Below are 15,195 nucleotides of genomic sequence, written 5' to 3' on the forward strand. Positions count from 1 at the left end.
CGAGGAAATATTACAAGACGGAAAGGCTTTCCATGAAAAAATTTGCTGATACGGCGCGCCGCCTGCTCTCCATCGTGCTGAACCTGTTCATCGTCTGGGCGGAGCCCATTGCCCTGCCCATGAGCTGGGATTGGGGCAAAGAGCAGATGTTCATTTTTTACACCGAGGATTCCAACATCCTTTCGGCCTGCATCTGCGCCATGGTGGCGGTGGGCCAGCTGGTGTGCATCTTTACCGGCAGGGAACTGCCGCGCTGGCTGCACACCCTCAAGTATATCGCCACCTGCTGCCTGACCATGACCTTTCTCACGGTGGTGTTCGTGCTGGGCCCCATGTATGAGGACGGAAACGGCTGGTACATCATGCTGTGCACCAGCTCCATGCTGTACCATCACCTGCTCAACCCGCTGGCGGCCATCTTCTCCTTTGTGCTGCTGGAGCGCTCACCGCGCCTGCCCCGCAGCACGGTCAAGTGGGCGCTGCTGCCCACGGTGCTGTATGGCGGCATCATTTTGTGGCTGAACATCCAGCGCGTGGTGGATGGGCCGTATCCCTTTATGAAGGTGTATGACCAGAGCGTGCAGGCATCGGTGCTGTGGTGCATCGCCATCCTGCTGATGAATTACTTCTATGCTTGGCTGCTCTGGAAGCTGAACGGCGGGAAGAAAGAAAAAGCCTGACGATCTGAAATGCCCTCCGCTTCGCTCTGGGCATAAATAGCGGAAATACTATTTTTTATTAGAGCAATACCGGACAGACTGCGGTCTGTCCGGTATTGCATTTTTCACAGAAGGGGCCGCAAAGAAAAACAGCATCTGAAAGCTCCGGCCCTTCCTGTGAAAAAGCAGCTCCGAAAAGCCCGCAGGCTTTTCGGAGCTGCAAATTAAAGATAAATTATCCTCTGAATATGCCCAGAGCAAAGCGGAGGGCATTCTAAATGGTTCTTGTGTTTTTACGCTACGGTGGAATTCTCTTCCAGCCAGTCCAGCACACAGGACTGCAGGGCGTTCAGGTGCGCACGGTTCTCACCGTAGGTGTCGGCATAGGTGCTCTCGGCATCGTCCAGTTCTTCCTGCGTGGGAGCAAGGCTCTTGGTCTCGGCCACGGCCTGAAAGATCAGGTCCTGCTTTGCCAGATGCTCAAAGTAAGCGTCGGATGCGGCCAGCATGGCATCGGCATCGGTGTAGCCCTGCGTCTGGGCAAAAGCATTCAGATCCATGCCGTAGGCGGTGGCGTACTGGTTGTAGTAGTTCAGGAACATGCGGATGTAATAGCTGGTGATCTCGCTGGGCAGCTCCTTGAAGGTGGAATTGGCCATCAGGTAGTCCACGATGGCGTTCTCATAGTTGGTGGCATACAGCGCATCGTTAAAGTAGCTGCGCAACTGGTCGGCGGTGTGCAGATCATCGCTGGTGCCAAAGTTGGAGTCCACCCACTCGTCGGTCAGCTCGGGGGTCACGCTTTCGGAAATGGAGTTCAGGGTCACGCTGAACACGGCTTCCTTGCCGCTGAGGGTGATCGTGTTGCCCTCGGCATCGGTGGAATCGCCGTAGCCGTCCGGGAAGGTGACGGTCACATCAAAGGTATCGCCCACATTGTGCCCGATGATCTGGTCCTCAAAGCCATCGATGAAGGAACCGCTGCCAAGGGTCAGGTCGTAGCCGGTGGCAGTGCCGCCGGTAAAGGCCACGCCGTCCACGGTGCCGGTGTAATCGATGTTGGCAACATCTCCGCTCTGGGCGGCACGGCCGGTAACGGGCTGGGAAGAGGTGTACTGGTTCAGCAGGTTGTCCACCTGCTGCTGCAGTTCATCTTCGGTGGGGGTCAGGTCGTTCTCCTTCAGGGCGATGGAGCCGAAGTCCTCCGGCAGGGTCACATAGTCCAGCGCTTTGATGCCGCTCCAATAGCCGTTTTCGTCCAGACCATCGCTGTAATCAAAGGCCTCGTAGTCGAAGTCGGCAACAGAGCCAAACTGCGAGACGGATGCGGCAGCCGAAGAAGCGCTGTCGGTCTGCTTGTGCTTTGTCAGCATGAAACAGGCAAAAATGACGCACACCACTGCGGCGATGGCCAGCAGGATGCACAGGAGTTTTTTGGTGTTGTTTTTCAAAAGAAATACCTCCATAAAAATCGGCCTGATGCACAGCAAAAGACCGGTACAGGCAGAACAGATACCCATTTATTATATACGTTCTGACGGCAAAAGGAAAGTTCTTTGCAAAATTTCCACAAATCCTGCGGCGGGTTTGTATCACTTTTGCCCGTCTGCAGACGCAAAAGTGACCAAAACCGGTGGAAATGGGCGGGCGGTTCTGTTACAATAAAAATAAGTGAGCCTTCCCGGAAACATAAGGCCCCTCCCTGAGGGGGCTGCCGAGCGTATGCGAGACTGGAGGAGTTCCTCCTTCTGTCATCGCTGTGCAATGGAGAGGGCGAGGACGGTAAGATATTGGAGGAAATTCAAATGGATTACAATAAAGCTGCTCTGGAAATGCACGAGACCCACAAGGGCAAGGTGGGCATCGTAAGCAAGGTGGAGGTCTCCACCCGCGATGACCTGTCCACCGCCTACACTCCCGGTGTGGCCGAACCCTGCCGCAAGATCAAGGAAAACCCCGACGACGTGTATAAGTACACCTTCAAGGGCAACATGGTGGCTGTCGTTTCCAACGGCACCGCCGTGCTGGGCTTGGGCGATATCGGCCCGGAAGCCGGTCTGCCGGTCATGGAGGGCAAGGCGGTGCTGTTCAAGGAGTTCGGCGGCGTGGATGCCTTCCCCATCTGCATCGATGCCCACGACGCAGCCAGCGTCATTGCTGCCTGCAAGGCCATTGCGCCCACCTTTGGCGGCATCAATCTGGAGGACATCAAGAGCCCCGAGTGCTTTGAGATCGAAGAAACGCTGGAGCGTGAGCTGGACATCCCTGTGTTTCACGATGACCAGCACGGCACCGCTATCGTCGTTACCGCTGCCCTCATCAACGCCTTGCGTGTGGTGGGCAAGAAGATGGAAGATGTGCACATCGTGCTGAACGGCCCCGGTGCTGCCGGTACTGCCATCATCAAGATGCTCATGACCGCCGGTGCAAAGGACATCATTGCAGTGGACCAGTTCGGCACCCTGTACAAGGGCTGCAACAGCGCCGAAGCCCACAAGAACTGGCTGGGTGAGGTGACCAATCCCCGTCAGGTCAAGGGCGGCCTGAAGGAAGCACTGGAAGGTGCCGATGTGTTCATCGGCGTTTCCAAGCCCGGCATCCTGACCACTGAGCTGTGCAGGACCATGAACAAGGATGCCATCGTTTTTGCCATGGCCAACCCCACCCCGGAGATCATGCCGGACGAGGCCAAGGCCGGCGGCGTGCGGGTGATGGCCACCGGCCGCAGCGACTTCCCCAATCAGGTGAACAACGTGCTGTGCTTCCCCGGCCTGTTCAAGGGCGCACTGAGCGTCCGCGCCCGTGACATCAACAATGAGATGAAGCTGGCCGCCGCCTACGCCATCGCCGACCTCATCACCGATGCCGACCGCAGCGAGGAGAACATCATCCCCGGCGCGTTCGATCCCCGCGTGGCCGAGGCAGTGGCAAACGCCGTGGCAAAGGCTGCCCGCGAGACCGGCGTGGCCCGTCTGTAAGCGGAGGACAGGGTTATGAGAACCATTTCCGCACAGGAGATCACAGATACCGTTGCACGGCTGTGCATCGAAGCCAACACCCGCCTGCCGCAGGACGTGCAGGCGGCGCTGGACAAGGCCCGGCAGGAAGAGCCGTGGCCGCTGGCAAAGAGCACTCTCGACCTTTTGTGGTCGAACCTTTCCGCCGCAAAAGAAGAAAACCTGCCCATCTGTCAGGATACCGGCATGGCCTGCGTGTTTGTGGAGCTTGGCACCGATGTGCACATTGACGGCAGCTTTGAAGCTGCCATCCATGAGGGCGTGCGCCGGGGTTACACCGACGGCTACCTGCGCAAGAGCATCGTGGCAGACCCTTTGCGCCGAGGCAATACCGGCGACAACACCCCGGCGGCCATCACAGTGCATCTGGTGGACGGCGAGGGCTGCCGCATCACGGTGGCACCCAAGGGCTTTGGCAGCGAGAACATGAGCCAGATCAAAATGCTCAAGCCCGCCGACGGCGTGGAGGGCTTCAAAAAGTTCGTGCTGGACACGGTGAAGCTGGCAGGCTCCAACCCCTGCCCGCCCATCGTGCTGGGCATCGGCGTGGGCGGCAGCTTTGACAAGGTGGCGTATCTGGCAAAGAAGGCCCTGCTGCGTCCGCTGGATGTGCCGAACCCCGACCCCTATTACGCACAGCTGGAGCAGGAGCTGCTTGCCGCCATCAACGAGCTGGGCATCGGCCCGCAGGGCTTTGGCGGCAGGACCACCTGTCTGGGCCTTGCCATTGAGCAGATGCCTACCCATGTGGCGGGCCTGCCTGCGGCGGTGAATGTTTCCTGCCATGTGACCCGCCGTGCAAGCGCGGAACTGTAAGGAGGGGCAAAGATGGAATACAGACTGACGACTCCCTGCACGGCCGAGGACCTTGCCCCGCTCAAGGCGGGCGACACCGTGCTGCTTTCCGGTGTGGTGTATACTGCCCGCGATCAGGCCCACAGGCGGATGACCGAAGCGCTGGAAAAAGGCGAACCGCTGCCCTTTGATCTGACCGGCAGCGCCATCTACTACGTTGGCCCCACGCCGGAACGCCCGGGCCAGGTGATCGGCTCGGCGGGACCCACCACCAGTGGCCGCATGGATGCCATGAGCCCGCGCCTGTTGGACCTTGGCAATAAGATCATGATCGGCAAGGGCAAGCGGGACGATGCCGTAAAGGCGGCTGTGGTGCGCAACGGGGCTGTGTATCTGGCAGCGCTTGGCGGGGCCGGTGCGCTGATGGCAAAAAGCGTGCAGACGCTGGAAGTGATCGCATGGCCGGACCTTGGCTGTGAAGCCGTGCGCCGCCTGACAGTGAAGGATATGCCGCTGACGGTGATCCTGGATGCCCACGGCGGCGACCTGTACCAGTCCGGCCCGGCGGCATATCTAGAAGCAAAATAATTGATCGCCTTTGCACAAAACGCGGCCGACTAAAAACCGGCAAAACAGCAGATTTGCGCAGGATAAATTTGGTTTGTTTTAACAAACTTCCGCGAATTGCTTGCACATCGGCAAAAAGTGTGATATCTTGTACTATATGAAACCGTGGTGCTTTGCATCCCGGCACAGACAGGAGGCAAACATACCATGCAGATCCACCAATCCGCAGAAGATTATCTTGAAACGATCCTGATGCTGAGTCAGCGTATGGGCAAAGTGCGCTCCATCGACGTTGTCAATGAGCTGGGCTTTACCAAAGCCAGCGTCAGCATTGCCATGAAGAAGCTGCGCGAGAACGGCTATATCGCGGTGGACGGCGAGGGCAACCTGACCCTGCTGGCACCGGGCCGCGAGATCGCAGAGCGCATCTATAGCCGTCACCGTCTGCTGACCCACTTCTTTATGCAGCTGGGTGTGGACGAAAAGACTGCCGCCGAAGATGCCTGCAAGGCAGAGCATATCCTCAGTGAGCAGACGCTGGAAAAGATCCGTGAGCGCGCTATTGAGACGGATGCTGAGCTTGGCAAGACTGTCAAGTGATCCCCACAGCATTCCAAGATCGTAAAATGATCCCGTTCCTGAAAAGGAGCGGGATTTTTTTGTATGGAAATTGGGCGGCAGATCCCTCTTGCATCCGGGGTGCGGGTGCGGTATTCTTATAAGATAAGAAGGTTTTACAGCCAAACCGGGAGGAAACAGCCATGGATGCAGACGAGATCCGCACGCTTTTGGGCGATAACATTTTTGAGCGGGCCAAGAAATACCGCAAGCGCATCCAGCAGAGCACCTGCACCGTGAACGCCGATGGCGTGCGGCATATTTCGGCCATGGTACAGGGCAGCGGCGGCAGCTATTACTATACGCAGGCATGGCTGCGGGAGAACGGCAGCTTTGTCAGTGCGTCCTGCAGCTGCCCGTATAACCAGAACGGCGAGGGTACCTACTGCAAGCATATCGGCGCATTGTTGCTGGACGATGCCGAAAAGAATGCCCCTGCACCGGCGGCAAAGCCGGATGCGATTCCCGGTGTTGTGCGCGGCGCGGCGGGCCTTGCCCCGGAACTGGCCCGGCGGGACAGCTATGCCTCCGGGCTGGAAATGCTGTTTGGCAAAAAGTGGCACGGCGAAACGCCGGTGTCGGATTACGAGGCCCGCAGGCTGCTGGATACCTACAAGGAAGCAGCCCTTGAAAACCTTGGCGTGGACGAGACCGCCCAGCGCACCGGCTTTGCCCATCTGGAACCGGAGCTGACCCTCGTGCCCGGCGCACAGCCATGGCTGCGGCTGCGCATCTCGGACGGCGGGCGGCAGTATGTGGTGAAAAGCATCCCGAACCTGATGGAAGCCGTCGAGATGGGCAAAAGCGTCAGCTACGGCAAGGCACTGGCTTTTGTGCACCGGTGGGATGCCTTTGATGAAGAGTCCCGTGCGCTTTTGCAGTTGCTGCGCCGTCAGGTGAACGCAAGGCAGAGCATGGACAAAGCCGCCGTGCGGGTGTACGGCGGGGCCGAACAAGGCCCGGCGGGAGGCATGATCCTGACCGGCGAGATCTTTGATGACCTTGTGCAGCTGTACGAGCATACCGGTTTTTTGGGCGGGTACGAGCTGCGGGAAGGTCTGCCCGTCATTACCATGACCGTGGAGCGCCGCCGCGGCGGTGTGCAGGTGGAAGGCGAACCCGCACTTTCCGCTGTGCAGGGTCTTGACTATGATTACCTGTTCAGCGAGGATACGCTCTGGCGGCTGCAGCGGCCCGGGTGCACCCGCATCCTGCCCGCATTGCAGGCGCTGGGCGGCAAAAGCCTGTTCTTTACCAGCGCAGATGCCACGGCCTTTTGCAGCTATGTGCTGCCGGAGCTGGGCAGCAAGCTGAACATCGTGGACCCGGAACGTCTGCTGCTGAACCAGATCCCGCTGGAACCGGTGGTGCAGTTTTATCTGGACGCACCGGACAGCTTCCGCATCGAAGCACACGCGGAGTTTTTGTACGGAGAGGATAAGGTCACGCCGTTCGTGCCGTCTCCGGCAGGGCTTTTGCGGGATGTGCGCGCCGAGAGCCGGGCAAAGCGGCTGCTGGCCTCTTATCTGCAGCCCGGTGTGGGCGGCAGAGAGGAAGTGTACGGCACCGCTGACGAGGACGAGATCTACCGCATGTTGGAGGAGGGCGTGCCGGCCCTGCTGGCCGAGGGTGAAGTATACCTGACGGATGCCTTCCGCAGACTGCAGGCCGCGCCGCCTCGCATCACGGTGGGCGTTTCGGTGCACGGCAGTGTGCTGGATCTGGAAGTGGATACCGGCGAGTTCCCGGTGGCAGAGCTGAAAGACCTGCTGCGCTCCCTGCACCAGAAAAAGCGCTACCACCGCCTGCGGGACGGCCGTCTGCTGCGGCTGGACGACAGTCTGGAAGGGCTGGACGAACTGAACGATACACTGGAACTTTCCGGGGCCAAGCTCAAGAGCGGCCACGCCGAGCTGCCGCTCTACCGTGCACCCAGTCTCGACTGGGCGCTCTCGGGCCAGAACGGCCTGCGTTTCAACCGCGACGATGCGTTCCGCCGCATCAGCCGCAGCTTTCACGCCGTGAAGGACAGCGAGTATACTCAGCCGGAAAGCCTGCACAATGTGCTGCGCAAGTACCAGCGGGATGGCTACCGCTGGCTGCGCACGCTGGACGGCTACGGCATGGGCGGCATTCTGGCCGACGATATGGGCCTTGGCAAGACCGTGCAGGTGCTCAGCTACCTGCTGGCCATGAAGGAAAGCGGCCAGCGCCTGCCCAGCCTCATCGTCTGCCCGGCATCGCTGGTGCTCAACTGGCAGGAGGAATGCCAGAAGTTCACGCCGCAGCTTTCCTGCGTGGCTGTGGACGGTGACGCTGCTCACCGGGCAGAGCTGGCAAAGCAGTGGGCGGAAGCCGACCTTGTGGTGACCAGCTATGACCTGATGCGCCGGGACGAGGAGCTTTACAGCGGGCAGCAATTCTACGCCTGCATTCTGGACGAAGCGCAGGCCATCAAGAACCACACGACCCAAAAGTACAAGGCGGTGTGCGGGGTGAACAGCAAAGTGCGGTTTGCCCTTACCGGCACCCCGGTGGAGAACCGCTTGGGCGAATTGTGGAGCATCTTCTCCTTCCTGATGCCGGGGTATCTGCCGCCCTACAAGACCTTCTGCGCCCGGTTTGAAAAGCCTATCGTGCAGGAGGACGACAAAGACGCACTGCGCCGTTTGAACCAGCTCACCGGGCCGTTCATCCTGCGGCGCATGAAGTCCGAGGTGCTCAAAGAGCTGCCCCCCAAGACCGAGAATCTCCACCGCATCGAGCTGGACGAGCAGCAGCGCAAGCTCTACCTTGCCGCTGTGGTGGACGCGCGGGAAAAGCTGCGCGCTGCAAAGCCGGAGGATAAAATGGCGGTGTTCGCGGTGCTCATGCGCCTGCGGGAGATCTGCTGCGACCCGCGCCTTGTGGCAGACAACTGGGACGGCGGCAGTGCCAAGCTGGATGCCTGCATGGAGCTGGTGACGGCTGCTGTGGAGGGCGGACACCGCATCCTGCTGTTCAGCCAGTTCACCTCCATGCTGGAACTGCTGGCAAAACGGCTGGACGAAGCGGGCGTGAGCCACTTTACCCTGCAGGGCTCCACCCCAAAGCCGGTGCGTGCGGAGCTTGTGCGCCGGTTCAACAGCGGCGAAGCGGACGTGTTCCTCATCTCGCTGCGGGCGGGCGGCACCGGCCTGAACCTGACGGCGGCAGATATCGTCATCCACTACGACCCGTGGTGGAACGTGGCTGCGCAGAATCAGGCCACCGACCGCGCCTACCGCATCGGCCAGCGCAACCCGGTGCAGGTGTACAAGCTCATTGCGCAGGACACCATTGAAGAAAAGATCGTGGAGCTGCAGCAGGCAAAGCAGGAACTTGCCGAGACGGTCACCGGCTCGGCAGATGGAGCGATCCTGTCCATGAAACCAGAGGAATTGCTGCAGCTGCTGCAAGAGGAATAAAGAGGAGAAAACATCATGAAAGTCTGGGATCTGCACTGCGATACCCTCAGCGAGCTGCGCAAAGCCGAACATGCGGGCCGGCCCAAGAGCTTTGCGCAGAACGATCTGCATATCGACCTTGAAAAATTACAGAAAGGCGACTATCTGCTGCAGTGCTTTGCAGCATTCGTCAATCTGGGTGATAAGACGCCCGGAGCGGACCCGCTGGTGACAGCGCTGGAAGAAATCGACCAGTTCAAGCGCATCATGGCGGCATACCCGGAAAAAATTGCTCCGGTGTACACGGCGGCGGACATCCGCCGGAATGCTGCGGCGGGAAAGATCAGCGGGATGCTCACCATCGAGGAAGGCGCCTGCTGCAAGGGCAGCGCGGGGGTGCTGCGCCGGATGTATGAGCTGGGCGTGCGCATGATGACCCTGACATGGAACCACGAAAACGAGCTGGCAAGCCCGCAGCGGAACCCCAGCGGGGTGCTGGTGCCCCAGACCGAAAAGGGCCTGACCGGGAAGGGCTTTGAATTTCTGGCCGAGATGGAACGGCTGCACATGATCGTGGATGTGAGCCACCTTTCGGACAAGGGCTTCTGGGATATCGCACGGCACGGCACCCGGCCTTTTGCGGCCAGCCACTCCAACTGCCGCGCACTGGCACCCCACACCCGCAACCTGACCGATGAGATGATCCGCGCCCTTTCGGAGCGCGGCGGCATTGCGGGCCTGAACTACTATGCGCCCTTTCTGGATGCCGACCCCACCCACCCGGAAAACTGCCGCAGCACGGCGGCGCTCATTGCGAAGCATGCAGCCCACTATAAGCAGGTAGGCGGTGCACAGATGATTGCCCTTGGCAGCGATTTTGATGGCATCGATGGCCCTCACCAGCTGGAAAATGCTGCGTTCCTGCCGCTGCTGGCGGATGCCCTGCGCAAAGAGGGCTTTACTGAGGACGAGGTGGAGGGGGTCTATTTCCGCAACGCCATGCGCTTTTTTGAGGAAAATTTGTAATAACAACGGAGAATATGCCGACATGGATAAAAACATGACGCTGGAAAAGCGCATTGCTGCGGAGCTGTACTGCTATCAGGGCAAAATGAGCGTGTTCGTGGACGACCTGCAGGGCCATACCGTGGAGGTGGGCGCGGACGAAGAATTTGAGACGGCATCCACCATCAAGGCGTTCATTCTCGCTGCATTGTATTTGCAGGCGCAGCGCGGCAAAGCAGACCTTGCCGAAGAGATCACCTATGAGCAGAGCCAGTTCGTGGACGGCAGCGGTATGCTGCGCGCGCTGGGCGTGGGCGCAAAGCTCAAGGTGAAGGACACCGCTACCATGATGATCATTTGCTCGGACAACATCGCCACCAATATGATTATCGACTATCTGGGACTGGATACCATCAACGCCTGCATCCGGGAGTTGGGCTTTGCGCATACTGTGCTGCACAATCCGCTGCACTTTGACCGCTACCGCCGGCTTGGCACCACCACGCCGCGCGACTACGCGGCGCTGTTCGCCCGCATTGCAAAAGGGGAGCTTGTCAGCCGGGAAGCCAGCGCAGAGATGCTTGCCATCCTGCGCCAGCAGCACTACAACACCATGCTGACCCACGATTTTCCCCAGTACTATCTGGACTGCGAGGAGACCGGCGCGCTGGAGCTGATCTGGGTAGCCAGCAAGAGCGGCAGCATGAACGCCTGCCGCAACGACGGCGGCATCGTCCACACCCCCTACGGCGAGTATGTCATCGTGCTGATGAACAAGGACTTTCACGATATCATCGAGTACAATGAACACCCCGCCATGGTGTATGGTGCCCGCGTCTCCCGCATGATCCTGGATCAGGTGCTGGCCTGTGAGGGCCGGCTGTCCCTGTCCTGAGGCACGTATCCGCGCCATAAATGGGAATAATTTGGAAAAACAAAAGGAATTATAACAATGGGTATCACGCTCTCGCCATGGATGATGGCGTTTCTCGTTCTGATGACGGGCTTTGCAGGCTTTGTGGATTCGGCAGCCGGAGGCGGCGGTCTTATCAGCCTGCCGGCCTATCTGTTTGCCGGGCTGCCGCCCCACTACACCTATGCTACCAACAAATTCAGCGCCGCCTGCGGTACCACTTTTGCCACCGCCAACTTTTTCAAAAACGGTGCAATGAACCTGAAGGTGGGCATCCTTGCAGCCATTGGCAGCTTTGCGGGCAGTGCACTGGGGGCGCATATCGTGCTGCTGCTCAGCGATGAGCTGCTGCGCACCATGATGTTCCTCATCCTGCCAGTGGCGGCGGTGGTCATTTTGTGGCAGCGCGACCTGCCGGACAAGAACCGGGACGACGGAACCCTGAACCTGAAAAAGATCCTGCTGGCGCTGGGCATCGGCTTGGGCATCGGCCTGTACGACGGCATCGTGGGGCCGGGCACCGGCACCTTTGCCATCATTGCCTTTACCACCCTGATGGGCTTTGACCTGCGTACGGCGGGCGGCAACGGCAAGGTGCTGAATCTTGCCAGCAACTGCGCCAGCCTGTTCACCTATCTGATGAACGGTCTGGTGGTGTTCCACATCGGCATCCCCTGCGCCGTCAGCAACATTCTGGGCAACCTGCTGGGGTCCCATTTCGCCCTGAAAAAGGGTGCACGCTTCATCCGTCCCATGATGCTGGTGGTGCTGGTGCTGCTGCTGGGCAAGCTCATCTCGGACGCAGTGCTGTGAGCGCCGGGCGCGCCAGAGACTCCCTCTCCGAGGGAGCTGGCAAAACCGTCAGGTTTTGACTGAGGGAGTTTGCGCCCGTTTTCCGCTGCAAAAAACAAGCCGGGCAGCCCGCAGGCTGCCCGACTTTGCTCGGATGATCTTTTTTCGGTGGTCGCTTATTCCAGCACCAGCCCTTTGTCAAAGAATGCCAGACCAAATGCACCGGGGCCTGCGTGGGTGCCGATGACGCAGCCGATCTGGCGTACCAGCGGTTCGCCCATGTGCAGATTTTCACGGAAGTAGTTCTCGATGGGCTGCACTTCCCGCAGGCTGGAAGAATAACCGGCAACAGCGGCAAAGTCCGGGCTGATGCCGCCCAGCTCTTCGATCTTCTTGAACAGGGCCACATAGGCACCGGGCAGGCCGCGGGCCTTACCGGCCATGGCTACCTTACCGTCCTTGATGGTGATGAGGGGCTTGATGCCCAGCATCCCGCCCGCGACGGCCACAGCGGCAGGCAGACGGCCGCCCTTGCGCAGATACTTCAGATCGTCGATGGCGGCAACCAGATGCAGATGCTCCTTGGCGTGCTCCAGATCGGTGGCGATCTGCACCAGCGTCTTGCCTGCGTCACGCAGCTGCACGGCCAGACGCACCAGCAGCGATTCGCCCAGACACACGGTGGCACTGTCCACAAACAGCACGTTGTCTACATTGGCGAGGTCTGCGGCCAGCTTTGCGCACTGCCATGTGCCGGACAGCTCGTGGGACAGGAAGATGCCCAGCACTTCGTCTCCGGCGGCAGCGGCTTCCAGATAGAACTTCTCGAACAGCTCCGGGCTGGGCTGGCTGGTGGTGGGCAGCTTGCGGCAGCTGGCCAGATGGGCATAGTACTCGGTGGGAGTCATGTCGATGCCATCCCGCAGGATGCTGCCATCCTCCAGCGTCACGTTTAGAGGGATCACGGTCACGCCCAGCTGCTCGGCTTCGGCGGGCAGGATGTCGGACGCAGAATCGGTGAGAATACGGATCATAAAATACCTCCGGATTTCCGGTAAAAACAAATTCAAGTCATGTTTCCCGACGCTTTGCGATAAAACGTCGGGAAACATTATACCAGAATCCACAGGGAAAAGTCAATTGCCTGAGCGAAAATTGCTTCGTCCCAGCGCAAAATACTTGCGTAAAAGCCGCTGCTTATGATAAGATAGGCGCTGAGAACCGCACGGCAGGGAGGGCAGGCCATGGAGCAAAAGGCAAAAACAAGGGCGCTGCTGGCTGCGTTCGGCTGCGCACTGGCCTACCTGCTGGCAGGCAAAGTGCTGGCATTTCTGCCTGCCCCGGCGTGGGATGTGCGGGCGCTGAGTTTTGTGCACCACTGCATCGCTGCACCTGTCGTGGAGGAACTGGTGTTCCGCGGTGCCATCCAGCAGCTGGCGCAGCCCTTGGGCAGATGGCAGGCCGCGGCGCTGCAGGCGGTACTGTTTGCAGTGCAGCACGGCACCCCGGCGGGCATGGCGTGGGCGCTTGGCTGCGGCCTTGTGCTGGGCGCACTTCGTGAACGCACCGGCAGGGTATGGCCGGGGATGCTTTTGCATACATTGAATAATCTGCTGGTTTTTGCAGCAGGATAAAGGGGAACCTATGACCGATTCTGAACTGATGGGCCTTGCGCTGGAAGAAGCCCGCAAGGCGGCTGCACTGGGCGAGGTGCCGGTGGGGGCCGTGGTGGCCCGCAACGGCGAAGTGGTAGCTGCCGCCCACAACACCCGCGAGACCGAAAAAAACGCCCTGCATCATGCAGAGCTGCTGGCCATTGATGCCGCCTGCAAAAAGCTGGGCGGCTGGCGGCTGTGGGAGTGCGAGCTGTTCGTCACGCTGGAGCCGTGCCCCATGTGCGCCGGGGCCATCATCAACAGCCGCATCCGGCGGGTGGTATACGGCGCGGCAGACACCAAGGCGGGCTGCTGCGGCAGTGTGACCGACCTGTTTGCAATGCCCTTCAACCACCACCCGGTGGTGGAGCAGGGGCTGCGCGCAGAGGAAGCACAGGAGCTGCTGCAGGCGTTTTTCAAGGATCTGCGGGCACGGCTTGCGGCCCGGCCGAAGTGGAAACCGCCTGTATGACCGGCATGGAATATGAAGAAACCGTAAAAAAGTGGAAGCTGCGTAAAAAGTAGGCGGCTTCCACTTTCTTTTTTCGGCAAATTGTGCTATATTATTTAATGGTGTTTTGTCGAAACCCATCTTATGCAGCTGTCTGCCGCGCCGAGCACCGGACTTTGACCGGATAAGAAATGGACGCTGAACGGACGGCGATGGGCCGCACAGACATCTCCTGCACGGCATACCTTTGCAGTGCAGAGATCACGACAGGAGGACTATACTCTTGTACGAAGATGAATTTGAACTGACGTTCAATCTGTCGGGTGAGGAGCCGCAGCCGGAACAGGCTGCACAGGAGCCGCCCGTACCGCCAAAGCCAAAGGCGGCAGCACCCGTGGTGGACGAACCCACCCGGGTGATGGTGCTGGAAAAGCCCCAGCCTGCGCCGCAGCCGGAAATGCCGGAGCCTGTGCAGGAAGAGCCGGAGAAAACACCTGCACCTACCGTGCAGGCAGCAGCCAATGGCCGCTGTGTGCTGATCTCCGGCGGCGACCGCGGCATTGGTGCCGCTGCGGCCCGGGCGTTCTATGCGGCGGGCTACCGCGTGGCGGTGCTGTACCACAGCAATGCCAAAGCCGCTGCAGAGCTGGAAAAACAGCTGCCCGGCATCACCGCTGTGCAGTGCGATGTGGCGTCCCGCGCCAGCTGCGAGCTTGCGTTCCGCACCGCAGAACAGGCACTGGGCCGTGTGGATGTGCTGGTGAGCAATGCGGGCATCGCCCAGCAGAAGCTGTTCACCGACATCACCCCGGAAGAGTGGCAGCATATGCTGGACGTGAACCTGACCGGTGCGTTCCACCTGTGTCAGCTGGCGCTGCCGGGTATGATCCGCCGCAAGGCCGGACGCATCCTGACCGTGAGCAGCATGTGGGGCCAGACCGGCGGCAGCTGCGAGGTGCATTACTCTGCAGCAAAGGCAGGCCTGATCGGCCTGACCAAGGCTTTGGCCAAAGAAGAAGGCCCAAGCGGCATCACAGTGAACTGTGTTGCGCCCGGGGTCATTGATACCGATATGATGGCAGCATTCACCGCCGAGGATAAGGAAGCGCTGGCCGAAGAGACCCCTGTGGGCCGTCTTGGCAGCGCAGACGAAGTGGCGCAGCTGCTGGTGTTCCTTGCCGGCGAGGGTGCGGGCTACATCACCGGTCAGGTGTTCGGCGTGAACGGAGGACTTGTGATCTGATGCGCAGGAACACTTTATTACAGGATTTCCCCCGGCGGGAGCATCCCCGGAGCAA

The 15,195-nt window shown here is 59.9% G+C and carries 14 protein-coding genes; 12 read left to right on the forward strand and 2 right to left on the reverse strand.

The window, feature by feature from the left end; genetic code table 11:
* Positions 1-32: 32 nt before the first annotated feature.
* Positions 33-680, forward strand: a complete 648-nt coding sequence (locus tag DXA66_RS02500; RefSeq protein WP_118526593.1) for a hypothetical protein — start codon at positions 33-35, stop codon at positions 678-680.
* A gap of 272 nt (positions 681-952) precedes the next feature.
* Here DXA66_RS02500 and DXA66_RS02505 read toward each other — a convergent pair whose 3' ends face one another.
* Positions 953-2,110, reverse strand: a complete 1,158-nt coding sequence (locus tag DXA66_RS02505) for a trigger factor (protein ID WP_243089014.1) — start codon at positions 2,108-2,110, stop codon at positions 953-955.
* A 354-nt stretch (positions 2,111-2,464) separates the two neighbouring features.
* Here DXA66_RS02505 and DXA66_RS02510 point away from each other — a divergent pair, with 354 nt between their 5' ends.
* The 8 genes from DXA66_RS02510 (at position 2,465) to DXA66_RS02545 (ending at position 11,812) form a co-directional block, all read left to right on the forward strand.
* A complete protein-coding gene (locus DXA66_RS02510) occupies positions 2,465-3,637 on the forward strand; it encodes an NADP-dependent malic enzyme (protein WP_118526595.1) in 1,173 nt (390 codons plus the stop codon).
* Between the two features lie 15 nt (positions 3,638-3,652).
* On the forward strand, positions 3,653-4,492 hold the full coding sequence (locus tag DXA66_RS02515; RefSeq protein ID WP_005937916.1) for a fumarate hydratase: 840 nt from the start codon (positions 3,653-3,655) through the stop codon (positions 4,490-4,492).
* A 12-nt stretch (positions 4,493-4,504) separates the two neighbouring features.
* Positions 4,505-5,059, forward strand: a complete 555-nt coding sequence (locus tag DXA66_RS02520) for a Fe-S-containing hydro-lyase (RefSeq protein WP_118526597.1) — start codon at positions 4,505-4,507, stop codon at positions 5,057-5,059.
* Between the two features lie 186 nt (positions 5,060-5,245).
* Complete coding sequence (locus DXA66_RS02525; RefSeq protein WP_097774413.1) at positions 5,246-5,638, forward strand: metal-dependent transcriptional regulator; 393 nt, start codon at positions 5,246-5,248, stop codon at positions 5,636-5,638.
* 161 nt (positions 5,639-5,799) lie between these two features.
* Positions 5,800-9,102, forward strand: coding sequence for a DEAD/DEAH box helicase (locus DXA66_RS02530; RefSeq protein ID WP_118526599.1), 3,303 nt, complete (start codon positions 5,800-5,802; stop codon positions 9,100-9,102).
* Positions 9,103-9,117: 15 nt separating this feature from the next.
* The gene (locus DXA66_RS02535; protein ID WP_118526601.1) at positions 9,118-10,107 is read left to right on the forward strand and encodes a dipeptidase; all 990 of its coding nucleotides are present in this window, start codon (positions 9,118-9,120) and stop codon (positions 10,105-10,107) included.
* 22 nt (positions 10,108-10,129) lie between these two features.
* Complete coding sequence (locus tag DXA66_RS02540) at positions 10,130-10,981, forward strand: serine hydrolase (protein WP_118526603.1); 852 nt, start codon at positions 10,130-10,132, stop codon at positions 10,979-10,981.
* Positions 10,982-11,038: 57 nt separating this feature from the next.
* Complete coding sequence (locus DXA66_RS02545; RefSeq protein WP_118526605.1) at positions 11,039-11,812, forward strand: TSUP family transporter; 774 nt, start codon at positions 11,039-11,041, stop codon at positions 11,810-11,812.
* Positions 11,813-11,967: 155 nt separating this feature from the next.
* On the opposite strand, the gene DXA66_RS02550 is transcribed toward DXA66_RS02545, so the two are convergent.
* The gene (locus tag DXA66_RS02550; RefSeq protein WP_044953264.1) at positions 11,968-12,825 is read right to left on the reverse strand and encodes a DegV family protein; all 858 of its coding nucleotides are present in this window, start codon (positions 12,823-12,825) and stop codon (positions 11,968-11,970) included.
* 210 nt (positions 12,826-13,035) lie between these two features.
* Between DXA66_RS02550 and DXA66_RS02555 the strand changes: the two genes are divergently transcribed.
* The 3 genes from DXA66_RS02555 to ymfI all read left to right on the forward strand — a co-directional run bounded on the left by DXA66_RS02555 (position 13,036) and on the right by ymfI (position 15,140).
* Complete coding sequence (locus tag DXA66_RS02555; protein WP_097777160.1) at positions 13,036-13,425, forward strand: CPBP family intramembrane glutamic endopeptidase; 390 nt, start codon at positions 13,036-13,038, stop codon at positions 13,423-13,425.
* A gap of 10 nt (positions 13,426-13,435) precedes the next feature.
* Complete coding sequence (locus DXA66_RS02560) at positions 13,436-13,918, forward strand: nucleoside deaminase (RefSeq protein ID WP_005937887.1); 483 nt, start codon at positions 13,436-13,438, stop codon at positions 13,916-13,918.
* A 262-nt stretch (positions 13,919-14,180) separates the two neighbouring features.
* Positions 14,181-15,140 carry an elongation factor P 5-aminopentanone reductase gene (gene ymfI, locus DXA66_RS02565; protein WP_243089015.1) on the forward strand — a complete coding sequence of 320 codons (960 nt, stop codon included), beginning with the start codon at positions 14,181-14,183 and terminating at the stop codon, positions 15,138-15,140.
* Positions 15,141-15,195: the final 55 nt, after the last annotated feature.

Origin of the sequence: Faecalibacterium sp. OF03-6AC (assembly GCF_003478175.1) — a bacterium.
GTDB lineage: Bacteria > Bacillota > Clostridia > Oscillospirales > Ruminococcaceae > Faecalibacterium > Faecalibacterium taiwanense.

What these genes read in the sequence shown, in the direction of transcription:
- DXA66_RS02500 (WP_118526593.1), top strand. Translation starts at nt 33, where the DNA reads ATGAAAAAATTTGCTGATACGGCGCGCCGCCTGCTCTCCATCGTGCTG.
- DXA66_RS02510 (WP_118526595.1), top strand. Translation starts at nt 2,465, where the DNA reads ATGGATTACAATAAAGCTGCTCTGGAAATGCACGAGACCCACAAGGGC.
- DXA66_RS02515 (WP_005937916.1), top strand. Translation starts at nt 3,653, where the DNA reads ATGAGAACCATTTCCGCACAGGAGATCACAGATACCGTTGCACGGCTG.
- DXA66_RS02520 (WP_118526597.1), top strand. Translation starts at nt 4,505, where the DNA reads ATGGAATACAGACTGACGACTCCCTGCACGGCCGAGGACCTTGCCCCG.
- DXA66_RS02525 (WP_097774413.1), top strand. Translation starts at nt 5,246, where the DNA reads ATGCAGATCCACCAATCCGCAGAAGATTATCTTGAAACGATCCTGATG.
- DXA66_RS02530 (WP_118526599.1), top strand. Translation starts at nt 5,800, where the DNA reads ATGGATGCAGACGAGATCCGCACGCTTTTGGGCGATAACATTTTTGAG.
- DXA66_RS02535 (WP_118526601.1), top strand. Translation starts at nt 9,118, where the DNA reads ATGAAAGTCTGGGATCTGCACTGCGATACCCTCAGCGAGCTGCGCAAA.
- DXA66_RS02540 (WP_118526603.1), top strand. Translation starts at nt 10,130, where the DNA reads ATGGATAAAAACATGACGCTGGAAAAGCGCATTGCTGCGGAGCTGTAC.
- DXA66_RS02545 (WP_118526605.1), top strand. Translation starts at nt 11,039, where the DNA reads ATGGGTATCACGCTCTCGCCATGGATGATGGCGTTTCTCGTTCTGATG.
- DXA66_RS02550 (WP_044953264.1), bottom strand. Translation starts at nt 12,825, where the DNA reads ATGATCCGTATTCTCACCGATTCTGCGTCCGACATCCTGCCCGCCGAA.
- DXA66_RS02555 (WP_097777160.1), top strand. Translation starts at nt 13,036, where the DNA reads ATGGAGCAAAAGGCAAAAACAAGGGCGCTGCTGGCTGCGTTCGGCTGC.
- DXA66_RS02560 (WP_005937887.1), top strand. Translation starts at nt 13,436, where the DNA reads ATGACCGATTCTGAACTGATGGGCCTTGCGCTGGAAGAAGCCCGCAAG.